Annotated in this window: 9 protein-coding genes, 1 tRNA gene and 4 pseudogenes; 5 read left to right on the forward strand and 9 right to left on the reverse strand. The window is 36.3% G+C overall.

All coding sequences use genetic code 11. The annotated features are described in order from the left end of the window. Window positions 1-470: 470 nt before the first annotated feature. Window positions 471-2,000 carry a glycerol-3-phosphate dehydrogenase gene (gene glpD, locus ACFINC_RS04485; protein WP_375616279.1) on the reverse strand — a complete coding sequence of 510 codons (1,530 nt, stop codon included), beginning with the start codon at window positions 1,998-2,000 and terminating at the stop codon, window positions 471-473. 19 nt (window positions 2,001-2,019) lie between these two features. Between glpD and ACFINC_RS04490 the strand changes: the two genes are divergently transcribed. The 5 genes from ACFINC_RS04490 to ACFINC_RS04510 all read left to right on the forward strand — a co-directional run bounded on the left by ACFINC_RS04490 (window position 2,020) and on the right by ACFINC_RS04510 (window position 5,617). After that, a complete protein-coding gene (locus tag ACFINC_RS04490) occupies window positions 2,020-2,220 on the forward strand; it encodes an OstA-like protein (protein WP_375616301.1) in 201 nt (66 codons plus the stop codon). Window positions 2,221-2,342: 122 nt separating this feature from the next. After that, window positions 2,343-3,209, forward strand: a complete 867-nt coding sequence (locus ACFINC_RS04495; RefSeq protein ID WP_375616280.1) for a DsbA family protein — start codon at window positions 2,343-2,345, stop codon at window positions 3,207-3,209. Window positions 3,210-3,463: 254 nt separating this feature from the next. Next, a complete protein-coding gene (gene accB / locus ACFINC_RS04500; protein ID WP_375616281.1) occupies window positions 3,464-3,964 on the forward strand; it encodes an acetyl-CoA carboxylase biotin carboxyl carrier protein in 501 nt (166 codons plus the stop codon). A gap of 14 nt (window positions 3,965-3,978) precedes the next feature. Then, a complete protein-coding gene (gene accC, locus ACFINC_RS04505) occupies window positions 3,979-5,337 on the forward strand; it encodes an acetyl-CoA carboxylase biotin carboxylase subunit (RefSeq protein ID WP_375616282.1) in 1,359 nt (452 codons plus the stop codon). 204 nt (window positions 5,338-5,541) lie between these two features. After that, window positions 5,542-5,617, forward strand: a tRNA-Thr gene (locus ACFINC_RS04510). Window positions 5,618-5,717: 100 nt separating this feature from the next. On the opposite strand, the pseudogene ACFINC_RS04515 reads toward ACFINC_RS04510, so the two are convergent. The 8 genes and pseudogenes from ACFINC_RS04515 to ACFINC_RS04550 all read right to left on the reverse strand — a co-directional run bounded on the left by ACFINC_RS04515 (window position 5,718) and on the right by ACFINC_RS04550 (window position 13,909). Then, window positions 5,718-6,500 (reverse strand): annotated as a pseudogene (locus tag ACFINC_RS04515) (DNA adenine methylase). A gap of 488 nt (window positions 6,501-6,988) precedes the next feature. Then, a pseudogene (locus tag ACFINC_RS04520) lies at window positions 6,989-7,216 on the reverse strand (hypothetical protein). Between the two features lie 116 nt (window positions 7,217-7,332). After that, window positions 7,333-7,559, reverse strand: a pseudogene (locus ACFINC_RS04525) (hypothetical protein). Then, window positions 7,556-7,942, reverse strand: a pseudogene (locus ACFINC_RS04530) (lysozyme); the annotation flags it as partial. The pseudogenes ACFINC_RS04525 and ACFINC_RS04530, both read right to left, overlap by 4 nt. 157 nt (window positions 7,943-8,099) lie before the next feature. After that, entirely contained in the window at window positions 8,100-11,600 is a 3,501-nt protein-coding gene (gene mfd / locus ACFINC_RS04535) for a transcription-repair coupling factor (RefSeq protein ID WP_375616283.1), read from the reverse strand. A 5-nt stretch (window positions 11,601-11,605) separates the two neighbouring features. Continuing rightward, window positions 11,606-11,893 (reverse strand): succinate dehydrogenase assembly factor 2, encoded by a 288-nt coding sequence (locus ACFINC_RS04540; RefSeq protein ID WP_375608278.1) that lies wholly within the window; start codon window positions 11,891-11,893, stop codon window positions 11,606-11,608. Between the two features lie 67 nt (window positions 11,894-11,960). After that, window positions 11,961-12,641 carry an ABC transporter ATP-binding protein gene (locus ACFINC_RS04545; protein ID WP_375616284.1) on the reverse strand — a complete coding sequence of 227 codons (681 nt, stop codon included), beginning with the start codon at window positions 12,639-12,641 and terminating at the stop codon, window positions 11,961-11,963. Then, on the reverse strand, window positions 12,641-13,909 hold the full coding sequence (locus ACFINC_RS04550) for a lipoprotein-releasing ABC transporter permease subunit (RefSeq protein ID WP_375616285.1): 1,269 nt from the start codon (window positions 13,907-13,909) through the stop codon (window positions 12,641-12,643). The genes ACFINC_RS04545 and ACFINC_RS04550 overlap by 1 nt, the downstream gene beginning before the upstream one ends. Window positions 13,910-13,911: the final 2 nt, after the last annotated feature.

Below are 13,911 nucleotides of genomic sequence, written 5' to 3' on the forward strand. Positions count from 1 at the left end.
TCATGAGTATAATAACAGCTTATTATTTTTAATTGATATCAAGGCTTACTACAATCAATCATGATAAAACACAATTTTGCATTTCTTATAGATTAGTGTTCAGGTATATTATAAAATTTTATGATAGGCTTAATTTCCTTTAGAATTTCCCAATTTATTGTACACAAAACACTATAAAAAGTATTTTTATCTCCTCCTTAAGAAAAGAACAAAACTTCTTATTCATACGAATCTGATTATAAATCACTTTTTCTCAATGAGTTATTTGGGGATTTTACTGTATAAGATAGACAAATTTCACTCTAAATATTCAAACTAATTTTTCCATTGTATGGTTGTTGCAAACAAACAACTAAAATGAGGGCATAGACGAGCATTATTTTTTAACATGTGTGAATGCACCTTATATCAATATCTCTTGAAGAAAAATATTTTACAATATTGCAGATAAAATCTGTAAAATGAAATGATCATAAACGTTGTTCAATCTCTTGTTTATTTTGCATATAGGAAGAAAGGGTATCAACTTCTTGTTCATTAAATAGGAGACCAAGTTTTGAACGACGCCATAACACATCTTCACATGCTTTAGCCCATTCTTTTTCCATTAACCATTTTACTTCTACTTCATAAAGCCCATGTCCAAAATTTTTTCCTCTATCCGCCTTACCATTTGCAAATATCACTAATGCTTCTGTACCGTAGGAGCGTGCAAGTCTGCGGTGTGTAAAGGCATCTAAATCTGGCGTCAAAAGAGCAATTTTATTTTCAATTATATCTAATTTATTATAGTGAAAATTACCCCCTGGAAGTGTTGCATTAGCTGTCCATGACGCTCCCTTTTTACCAAGTGCTTTTTCAACAAATTTCATTGCATCTTCAGCCAACTTACGATAAGTTGTGATCTTTCCACCATAAAGATTAAGAATCTTTGGTGCACTTCCTGTTCCCATTTCTCTTAAAACATAATCGCGCGTAATTTCTTGTGCTTTTGAAGCTCCATCATCATAGAGTGGACGAACTCCAGAGTAAGACCAGACAATCGTTTCAGGTAATACTGGTTGTATGAAATATTCACTGGCTGCTGTGCAGAGATAGTTAATTTCTGTATCCGTAATATGAACATCAGCTGGATCTCCCTGATAGTTACAATCTGTTGTTCCAAGCAAGGTAAACTCTTCTTGATATGGAATAGCAAATATAATACGCCCATCACCATTTTGAAAAATATAAGCACGATCATGAGTATAAAGCTTAGGAACCAAAATATGAGAACCTCTAACAAGCCGTATTGGTGTATGTTCTTTACAGTCTAATACGCTTGCCAAAACATGATCAATCCAAGGTCCTGTCATATTCGCGACATAAGAAGCAGTGACATTATATTCTTTACCGCTTAACTTGTCTTGAAGAAAGATACGCCATTTTTTGTCTTCTCTTTTTAAAGATAGAACTTTTGTCCGTACTTTTATATCAGCTCCCCACTTTTCTGCATCACGAGCATTGGCAATGACTAAACGTGCATCATCTACTCTTGCATCAGAATATTCAAAACCTCTCTGATATTCTTTTTTCAGTGTAGAGCAAAACTTTTTTGAAAAATTAATCGTTTTACTGCGCCACAATTTCTGATTCCAGTTCCCTAAATAATCATAAATAAAAAGTCCAAAACGCAATATCCAAGCAGGGCGCAATTCTTTATGATAAGGAAGAAGAAAACGTAAAGGACGTACAATATGTGGAGCTATGCGTAAAATGATCTCGCGTTCTTTGAGTGCCTCACGAACAAGTTTGAACTCATAATGTTCAAGATAACGAAGACCACCATGAATAAGTTTTGTTGATGCACTTGACGTCCCTGATGCAAGATCTTTCATTTCAGCTAATCCTACTTTAAAACCGCGTCCAGCTGCATCTCTTGCCAATCCACACCCGTTTATCCCTCCCCCAATGATAAACAGCTCATAATGCATTGTGGTTTTCATAATTTTACTTTTCATTATTTAATTTTGTTTCACAATCTTCAATAAAGCAACAGTAAAAAACGATACAAGTGCTCTTCATTGTATTCTCAACGTGCTTTTTTCCAAAACAAATACGCATAAAAAGTTTTTTGATACCCTTATACAGCAAAACAATATTTTACAAATCAAAGAGAGGATTTTTTATCCTGTAGGCAATATAATCTTTGCAAATGTACATCATATGAAAGCTTTTTAGAGAAAAATTAATGTTTTTTATCATTTGAGAATACATACTATAGCTAAATGCTTTATTGCACATAGAGAACGCTTTTCATATAGTTCACTCAATGACACAATAGAAAATGTAAAGGTATACAGATGACTCATCAACCTGAAAACTCGAAAATAACACTTGTTTCAAAAATTTTAGTCCCAGTTATGTTGAGTATTTTAACCTTTTTACCTTCTTTATCAAACGCAACATCACAGCAGACAGTAACCAATCATTTAAGCTTAGAAAAACTTAAAGTACAACTTTTAGAAGATTCTAGCTTTTTATCTAAGCTTAAAGAAAAAATGACACCGCATACTGATTCTCAGCATATTCAACAAATTGTTAGAGAGTATCTTCTTACTCATCCAGAAATTTTGATTGAAATGCAGCTTATCCTTCAAGATAAGCTGGAAAAACGAAATGAAGACGAAAGTCAAAGCTCAATTATTCATTTATTAGAAAAGGAAATTTTTCACTCTCCTCATGACGCTGTTTTGGGGAATCCAAATGGTAAAAAAATACTTGTTGATTTTTTTGATTACAATTGCAGATTTTGTAAAAGTGCCTATTCAGATATAGAAAGCTTGATAAAAGAATATCCAGATCTACGGGTTATTACCAAGGATTTACCGATTTTGGGATCTGATTCTATGGCGGCTCATACCGTTGCCTACGCATTTCGAAAACAATTTCCAGAAAAATATCCTCAGTTTCATAAAAAGCTTTTAATGCATCAAGGGCGCGCAAATGAAGCTAAAGCTATAAAAATAGCTGTTTCATTAGGAGCAGATGAAAAAAAACTCCGTAATGCAATAAAAGACCCTAATCTGCAAAACGCTTTTAAAGAAAATATTCACATTGCCTCTACACTTCATATTACGGGAACACCTTCTTATATCATTGGTGATAAAATATTCATCGGCGCAGCCAGACAAGATATTCTAAAACAAGCGATAGATAATACACAGTAAATACCTATTCTATACCTGATTAGTTTTAGGAAGAATACTGTAAATGAGGTAATTTTATGCTTTCTCTTTTTTGACAACAAGCTTATAAATGCAATTTTGCGTAAAGCAGATACGAGTTTAAAATTGCAAAACATAATGAATTTAAAGGAAATAAATATCTTTAAAGCTTCAAAAGATATCATCCCTAATCTAGAGATATTCTGTCATAAAACGAAATAATGACGATCTTCATTGATCAAGGAGTTAGAAATAAAATGGCAACAAAAAAAATGGATTTGGCAAAATATACCGCAATTGATACGAACATTATTCGTGATCTTGCTGAAATTTTGAATGATACAAATTTAACGAACATTGAAGTTGAACAAGGGGAGCTTCGTATTTGTGTCTCACGCCAAAATACCTCAACTTCTTCCGAGCAAGCGATCTATGCTCCTGTTTCTACTCCTACTTTTTCTGTCACATCTTCTCCAGTTCCAATAACTGAATCTCCTATACAACCTAGCCAAGAAGATAAATCAAAAAACACGATAACTTCTCCAATGGTTGGGACAGCTTATCTTGCACCTTCACCAGGCGCGCAACCTTTTGTAGAAGTAGGACAAAATGTTTCTGAAGGGGAGACATTACTTATCATTGAAGCCATGAAAACAATGAATCAAATTTCCTCACCACGTTCAGGCACGGTAACCACTGTTCTTGTCAAAGATGGCCAACCTGTTGAGTTTGGTGAACCACTTATTATTGTTGAATAAAGCGAGGGGCAACTATGATTCGAAAAATCCTCATTGCTAATCGGGGAGAAATTGCTCTTCGCGTTTTACGTGCATGTAAAGAACTTGGCATAAAAACCGTTGCTGTTCATTCTACAGCTGATGCAGATGCAATGCATGTTCGTCTTGCTGACGAAAGTGTTTGTATTGGCCCTCCTCCTGCTCGTGATTCTTATTTGAGTATTCAGCAAATTATTGCTGCTTGTGAAATTACAGGAGCGGATGCTGTTCATCCAGGATATGGCTTTCTTTCTGAAAATGCAAAATTTGCAGATGTTCTAGAAGCCCATGATATTACATTCATCGGTCCGACGGCTGCTCATATTCGAATCATGGGCGATAAAATCGAAGCAAAAAAAACCGCCCAAAAACTTGGTATTCCTGTTGTTCCAGGTTCAGATGGTGCTGTTACTGAAGAATCAGATGCTTTACGCACTGCTCGTGAAATTGGTTATCCAGTTATTATCAAAGCTTCTGCCGGTGGTGGTGGGCGTGGTATGAAAGTCGTTCATTCTGAACGAGAATTTTCTATAGCTCTCAAAACAACGCGTTCAGAAGCGAAGGCAGCTTTTGGTGATGACGCTGTTTATATAGAGAAATATTTAGAAAAACCTCGTCATATCGAAGTTCAAGTCATAGGTGATGGTGCGGGAAATGCTATTCATTTAGGAGAACGCGATTGTTCGCTTCAACGACGGCATCAAAAAGTATGGGAAGAAGCCACGTCACCTGCTCTTAATGAAACTGAACGAAAAAAAATTGGCAATATTGTTGCAAATGCTTGTGCTCAACTTGGATACCGTGGAGCAGGTACTATTGAATTTCTTTATGAAAATGGTGAATTTTATTTTATTGAAATGAACACACGTTTACAAGTAGAACATCCTGTAACTGAAGCAATTACAGGTATAGATTTAGTTCATGAACAAATTCATATTGCATCAGGCAACAAGCTTTCTGTGACACAAGATGATGTCTGTTTTTCTGGTCATGCCATTGAATGCCGTATTAATGCAGAAGATCCTATTCACTTTACGCCATCACCTGGGACCATTACCCATTTTCATACACCTGGAGGTTTAGGAATTCGCGTAGATTCAGGTGCTTATTCAGGTTATCGCATCCCTCCTTATTATGATAGCATGATTGGAAAGCTGATTGTTCATGGACGTACCCGTTTAGAATGTATGATGCGTTTACGGCGTGCTTTAGATGAATTTGTTGTTGATGGAATAAAAACGACACTACCTCTCTTTCGTGATCTCATTAATAATCAAGATGTTGCTGATGGTAATTATAATATCCACTGGCTAGAAAAATACCTTGCTCATCAGTCCATGTCTTCAGATTCGTAAGTTCAATAGCGAAATAGTGAATTTTCATTATAGGTTCTATAAAATATTAACATAAGGATAATTCCAACGTTGCTGTAAAAAGTGTTAAAAAAGAAATAAGCTGATTATTTTTTATTTGTTATATAATTTTCTTTTAATATACACAAAAATTGATAATTTTCTGTTTTCCTTTTTGTGAGTTTGTGCTAACTGCTACATAGTTACGCCCTTATAGCTCAGTTGGTAGAGCACCTGATTTGTAATCAGGGGGTCGGGAGTTCGAGTCTCTCTGGGGGCACCATTCAATTTTATATCAATAATAACTCGTTGGTTTTCCAAGTATTTTTTACAGTGAGGGACGCGTAAATAAAAGTGAGGGAATAGGGTTTTGCAATATGTTCTCAATTATTGCGAATCAGAAGTTCTTTTCGGGGTGTTTTTTAGCAAAACCTGCTGTCCAAAGGATCTCTAATTCTAAAAAGTCAAAATCCTTAAAAATCTCTCGAACCGCATCACAATCATTCAGACTTAAAACAAATTTGCCTTGGATGCTTTTAAGAACTTTTGCCATATTCACAAAATCATTTTCAACAAAATTCCCAGAGCTATAGCACTTCTTCTTCACAAGATAAGGCAGGTCTAGGTAAAATAAACTGTCGGGTGCATCAAATAGCTCGATAATCCGCTCCCACGACAAATTTAAAATCGTCGTATCAAGAAGCTTCTGTCTAACACGTTTCATCCTCGCTAAAAGCTTTTCGGGATTAAATGCTATAGGCTTTTTTCTTCCAAAGCTAAAAGAGACATACTCTTTTTTCCATACATCACACAGCGCTGGAGAAATAAAAAACGGGCGGCTCTTTCTACCTTGGTAAGGCTTTTGGGGTCAATTGCCGCAAGGTCAAAAAACAACTGTCTTGAACAAACAAACCACTCCAATCGTTTGGCTAAATCATCAAAATGGTTTTGAACGCATTGAAATAGCTTCGTGATCTCTCCATTCAAATCATTAATTATGGAATATTTTGCTGGTCGTTTATTCAAGAAAATAACACCAGTCCTAAAAATGGTTCAACATAGGTTTCATGGTCAATACTATTTAAAATCGGTATAATTTTCTTACGCAGATAGTGCTTACTATCCATCCACGCAAACAGCGTTTGTGTAAATTCTTGTTTCGTCATATTTTAAAAGGAGAGATTTTGTACACTCTTCGAGTATTTTTTTACTGTTTTTTTTATTACAAAATAATTTTAGAATAAAAAATCTTACGGTATTTCTTGCTTGCTAAATGAAGTGGCAAACTGGAACCGTTAACTTTTATCGTGAAATAAAAATCATCAAAAGGACTGGAACTCCAACATCTCATGATGGAACAATGATCAAAATCTTCTTTGAGTAAGCAATCAGATAAATAATAATCAATTAATGCAATACGCTGTGTAATCGTATCATCATCAAGAAAATCAATAATATCTTTTTGAAAACTAATATCAGGATTTTTTCCTTTATTTTTTCTACGATAATGATAACCGGTTAGGAAAAGATCATTAAAAATTTTTTGCCATTGTCGTTTCTGATGTTAAGAGTCAATCTTGTTCTAAGCTTGCATCCCTATTATGATGAGTTTTTAAAAATCTAATTCTCTCAGGTACATCAAACATGATCTTCCTTAACTCTTGGTTATCCATTTTTGAGGTGTGATAAGATATTATCGAGTGCGTCCATGACGGGCAAAATCAATAACAAACATAAAGAGGATGAAGGCAATCCACTTCATAAAGCGTGACATCATCTTTAAGCCTTGATACGTCTCTATCATCTCATGAAGAAGCTGTTGTTCTGTTTCTGTAAGATCTTTATCTTTGGTGCTTCGTTTCTTGACCATCTTTCCAACCACATAAATGGGCTCCCTGCTTGTTATGCTTCAAAATATCTCTTGCAAGGTTGGAACTGATGACCTCAACATCCTGATTATCCAAATAAATGGGCAACCAACCACCACAAGAAACAGACCTATTTGCCGCGCACCCAACGAGAAAGTTCAGAGCGCACACCAGCATCACTTTTTCGATTAACTTCATTTTCTACCTCAAGACGAGTTGTTGCTGTCTTTAAAGCATGCTCTGTTTGCTTTTGCCGTTCGCTTTTCCTGCCAAGGTAAAACGCCTTGGCTAAAGCCATAAAAAAACGGCTAAAGCCGCTGACAAAAGAGACAGATTTCTTTTGAACCAAAAAATCACAAGCGCTGCTCCCGAAAACGTTTGGCAACAATCACCAGACCTGTACAAGCAGCTAAAACCATAATCCCTGCTAAAGCCCATTGGATGGGTCCATTGCCAACCAACAAGCCTCCAAACCCCGAACAAGACCCTATAATCGGCGCGAGTGCTTCTATCTTGAAAAGATCACTTGCCTCTTTCGTTTCTACCCTTTGATAGTTTGAAGAAACATAAGACCCTTTCGCCCATAATCCTGCTTCTGCTGCTCGACGGTTGGCTAAACCAGCAAGAAGCTTTCCACCTACCTTATTCCATTTCTGTAATTCAACGGGTACGGCTTCATAATCGCCTTGATTAAGTTTTTTCAAAAGGCTCGACTTGCAAAAGGCTGCTGTTATATTATATCAATACGTGTTATAATAAAGAATTCAAAATAAATAAGTAAGGAGTTATTTTATTATAAATTTAAATTTTATTCTTATAAAAAAATCGATACATGTGTATTTTCATAGAATAAGTTTATGAAAATAAGTAATAGTTCTGAAATAATAAAGATATTTTTTAAACAGAATGTTGTTCTGCCATTTCTACAAGCTGCATCATAATTGTTGTCGCTCCAATAAGTCTTTCATCAACGCTAGCCCAATCTCGAATAAGAGCGATACTTTGATCTGGACGAATTTTTGCCATTGAACCTTGTTTTCCTATCCACTGAACAAGAGCAACGCTATTTGTGAAATAGTTATTACGAAACTGTATAACAATCCCCTTTGGTCCTGTATCTAATTTCTCTACATGCGCTTTTCGACACAATGTTTTGATATGAAAGACTTTAAGGATGTGTTGAACTTCAAGGGGTAAAGGACCAAAGCGATCGATTAACTCTGCTGCGAATTCATCAATTTGTTCTAAATTCTTAAGTTCTGTCAAGCGTCGGTAAAGCCCCATACGTAATGATAAGTCAGGAACAAAACTTTCTGGTATCATCACTGTTGTACCAAGTGAAATTTGAGGAGACCATTGTTTATCCTCACTTTGCTCTCCATCTTTTAATTCAGTAACAGCTTCCTCAAGCATTTTTTGATAAAGTTCAAAACCAACTTCTTTGATATGTCCTGATTGTTCTTCTCCTAAAAAGTTGCCTGAACCACGAATATCCATATCGTGGCTTGCTAATTGAAATCCAGCGCCCAGTGTATCAAGAGATTGTAACACTTTAAGACGACGATCAGCTGCAGGCGTTAAAACTTTACCAGAAGGAAATGTAAAGAGTGCATAAGCACGTTGTTTTGAGCGCCCTACCCTTCCTCGTAACTGATAGAGTGCAGAAAGACCGAACATTTCTGCACGATGTACAATTAATGTATTGGCTGTTGGAATATCAAGACCGGATTCAATAATGGTTGTCGATAGCAAAACATCATATTGCCCATCATAAAATGCATTCATAATATCATCAAGTTGCCCAGCCGGCATTTGTCCATGGGCCACAACGAATTTGAGTTCTGGCACATGTGTTTTGAAATATTCTTCTACAAAAGCTAAATCAGAAATACGAGGACATACATAGAAACTTTGTCCACCACGATAATATTCTCGAAGCAGGGTTTCTCGTATAACAAGTGCATCAAACGGTGAAATAAAAGTACGAACCGCCATTCTATCAATGGGGGGTGTTGTTATTAATGAAAGTTCACGTACCCCTGATAATGCTAACCCTAAAGTGCGTGGTATAGGGGTTGCTGAAAGTGTGAGAACATGTATATCACTTTTAAGCTCTTTTAAACGCTCTTTGTGTTTTACACCAAAATGTTGTTCTTCATCAATGATAAGAAGCCCTAACCGTGAAAAATTGACTGCATCACTTAATAATGCATGGGTTCCAATGACAATATCGATTGTACCATCTGAAATACCTTTTTTAACTTGTGCAAGCTCTTTCGTTTTTACAAGCCTTGAAGCATGACCAATTTTAACTGGCAATCCTTGAAAACGCGAAATAAACGTCTTGTAATGTTGACGTGAAAGCAACGTTGTCGGTACAACAACAGCAACTTGATATCCATTTAATGCTGCAACAAAAGCACTTCGTATGGCTACTTCGGTTTTTCCAAAACCAACATCACCGCATATCAAGCGATCCATCGGTTTGCCTGATGCTAAATCGTCCAAAACAGCATCAATTGCATTCATTTGATCTTCCGTTTCTTCATAGGGAAAGCAAGCAACAAACTCATCAAATAGTCCAGTTGGTGGAAATACAGCAGGTGCAGCACGTGTCATACGCTCTGCAGCTATACGGATTAATTGCCCTGCCATTTCCAACAAATGTTTTTTAAGCCGCGCTTTACGTGCTTGCCAAGCAACACCCCCTAATTTATCTAAAGTTACCTCTGTTCCTTCTGAACCATAACGTGAGAGAAGCTCAATATTTTCAACAGGTAAAAAGAGGAGATCACCTCCAGCATATTTAATTTCAAGGCAATCTCGTAAAATTCCAGTGGTTGTGATGGTTTTAAGACCAACAAATTGGCCAATACCGTGGTCGATATGCACAACAATATCACCAGAATTTAAAGCAGAAATTTCAGAAATAAAATTTGTATTATTCTTACGCCGCTTTGGTGATCTGATGAAGCGATCACCTAGGATATCCTGCTCTGCTATAATAGCTAAATCTTCAGCCTCAAAACCATGTTCTATCATGATAACAGCTGCTAATATATGATCTCGTGGTGTTGCTTTGACAGTTTGCAAGGATTTTACAACATCTATTTTTTTCAATCCATGCTCATCAAGAACTTGTATCAAACGATTGAGAGACCCTTCACTCCAACACGCTAAAAGTACTTTTTTGCCAGCAGTGCGTAAAGAGGCGATATGATCAATAACACTTGAAAAAACATTTTTTTCTTGCGCATTACGCTCTTTTACAAAATCATATCCCTGTTTAACATTGGTGTGAATAACTGTTTGTTCCAAACTTTGTGGAATATTAAAAGGTGAAAAATCAATACGCTGTGAAGATTGTTGCACACATTCCAAAACACGCTCTGGCGTTAAATAAAGAAGACTAGGGTCTATTGGATGATAAGAAGTAGAAATTTCTTTATCATTTTCGCGCTCTTTACGCGCATTATAATAGTCTTCAATAAGGCGATAGCGCTCAATGAAAACTTCTTCTATAAGATGCTCAAAAACAAGCGGTAGGTTGCCACAATGGTCAAAAAAAGTGTCAAGGTTTTCATAAAAAAAAGGAAGCCAATGTTCCATACCGGCAAAACGCCGACCTTGAGCAATTGCTTCATAAAGCATGTTATTTTTTTGTGATACACCAAATGTACGGGTATAATTGCTTTTAAATCGGCTGATGCGTTCTGGTGTAAGAACAACCTCACTCATTGCCTGTAATAAAAGTTCAGTTTTTTGACGTGTTGTCCTTTGACTTTCTGGATCAAATACGCGGATACTTTCCAGGGTATCTCCAAAAAAATCAAGACGTAAAGGTTCAACATCCATAGGAGAAAAGATATCAAGTATTCCTCCTCTTACAGCAAACTCACCAACATCACGGACAACCGTAACGCGTTCAAAACCATTGGTTTCTAGGAATTGAATTAGATTCCCCATGTTATTGCGTTGGCCAACATGTAAGTGAATAAGCTGAGCTTCTATCATTTCACGAGGAGGCAACTTTTGCATAATTGCATTTGCTGTTGTTAATATAATTGCAGGATGTGGATTTTGACGTAAATTTGCTATGCGTGCCAATGCTGATAGTCGACGAGCCATGACAGCAATTCCTGGTGATACGCGATCATAAGGCAAACAATCCCATGCAGGAAATTGAAGTACGGGTAAATTGGGTTCAATAAAATTTAAAACTTGTTGTAAATGCGCAATTTTTGTTCCGTCATGAACAACATAGAGGAGCGGTTTACCTTGTGTAATTTCTGAACTTAACTTAGCAAGCGCAAAGGCTTCAAATCCATCAGTAACGCCATCAAAAATCATACGAACAGAACTGTTTTGGGGAATAACAATTTTTTTAAATATAGGCATTGGGATCAATAACTTAAGCAAGTACGATAATTAGCAATATCACGAAAAAGTGGACTATCAATTTCAGATGGCGGTGAAATTTCTCCAGTAATCCATGTGAGTAAATCACGATCATCAAAAGACATAATATACTCAAGCTCAGAGAGGGTTCTATCATTCATTCCAGTAATATGAGCATCGACATAATGTCCAAAAATGAGATCCATTTCACGAATACCACGATGCCATGCACGAAAAATCAAACGGCGACGACGCGCATCCAATTGATTTTTGTCATCGACAAAAACTGTCATAAAAAAATCTCCTTGAATAAAGTAATATAAACTATTCAATTTGTCGTATAAAATTTGTACCTTGCTTTTAAGGAAGTTCTATAATCTTTTGTTCTTTAAGTGTAATTCGACGATGCATTTGCTTAGCCAAAGCGTAATTATGTGTTGCAATAAGAGCAGAAAGACCAGACTGACGAACCAGAACAGATAAAGCTTGAAAGACGTAAGCTGAAGTTACTGGATCAAGATTGCCTGTAGGTTCATCGGCCAAAAGAACAGAAGGGCCATTTGCTACTGCACGTGCAATAGCAACACGTTGTTGTTCTCCTCCCGATAACTCTGAGGGACGATGGTTAGCACGATGCGAAACACGCAGATACGTCAATAATTTACGCGCACGATCTTCTGCTATGGACTTTTTTAATCCTGCTATCATTTGCGGTATCATGACATTTTCTAAAGCCGTAAACTCTGGTAGTAAATGATGAAATTGATAAACAAAACCAATATCATTTCGTCTGATAGCTGTTCGCTCACTATCAGAACGCTTTGCACAAGAAACACCTCGTAACAACACATCACCAGCTGTTGGTTTTTCTAATAATCCAGCAATATGCAGAAGTGTTGATTTTCCAGCACCAGATGGTGCAACAAGTGCCACAAGCTCTCCCCTATTAAGGATAAAATTTGCTTTATTTAAAATAATGAGCGGCTTATCACTCTCAAAAAATCGCCTTTCAATCTCTACAAGCTCTAAAATAGCTGTCATTATTCATACCTCAAAGCTTGTACGGGATCTAGCTTAGCAGCACGCCATGCTGGAATGAGAGCAGCAAGAAATGACAAGAATAAAGCCATCATAGCAACCAAGATGGTCTGTTTCCACTCAATTTGTGCAGGCAATTTTGTCAAAAAATAAAGTTGGGGATTAAAAACGTCGACATTAAATAACCAAGAAATAAAGTCTTGAATATGATTAATATTCACGGTCGCAATAACACCTAAAATTAAGCCCAATATAGTTCCAATAAAACCAATCATCATTCCTGTGATAATAAATATACGCAAAATCGCACTCTGTTGAGCGCCCATCGTGCGTAAAATTGCAATATCATGACTTTTATCTTTTACAAGCATAATCAGACCTGAAATAATATTTAAAGCAGCAACAAGAACGATCAAAGAAAGAATAAAAAACATAACATTTCGTTCAATTTGTAAAGCTGAAAAAAAAGCCTGATTGCGTGTACGCCAATCAATTAAATAAACCTGTTGATCAACTGCTTTTTCTACAACGGGTTTTATTTGATCAACGGCATCAGGATTATTTAGAAATAACTCTAAAGACTGAACTTTATCTCCTAAATTAAAAAACATTTGTGCTTCATGAAGAGGCATAAAGATAAATATTGAATCATATTCAGACATACCAACTTCAAAAATAGCAACGACTTTATAAGCTTTCACGCGCGGAGTAACGCCAAAAGGAGTCTCATCACCATCTGGAGTTATAATGCGAAGATCTCTTCCAACTGTAAGTCCCAATTTTTCTGCTAAGCCACTTCCAATTGCAACTCCTTCTTCTTTATCAAACTGAGAGAGCGATCCTAATTTAATATTTTGAGATACTGTTTTAAGCTTTTCTAAATCTTGTTTGCGCATACCGCGAACTAAAGCGCCAGAGCTTCCTTGAACGTCACCTTGAACAAGCGCCTGACCTTCAATAACAGGTAAAGCAAACTTCACGCCATTTGTAGATTCTAAAGAAGAAATAAGAGTTTTATAATCAGAAAAACCAGAATCAACTGTTTGAACAATAAGATGTCCATTCATACCAAGAATACGATTGAGAAGTTCTGTACGAAAGCCATTCATCACCGCCATAACAACAACCAGAGCAAATACGCCCAACATAATCCCAATAAGAGAAATAATTGAAATAACAGAGGCAACGGCATGTTTTTTATTGGGAATCATATAACGAAAAGCGATCATCCACTCATAAGATGAAAAAACTTTATTTTTCAGCCTTTTCATAA

The organism is Bartonella sp. AP58NXGY (genome assembly GCF_042195785.1).
In the GTDB taxonomy this organism is placed as follows: domain Bacteria; phylum Pseudomonadota; class Alphaproteobacteria; order Rhizobiales; family Rhizobiaceae; genus Bartonella.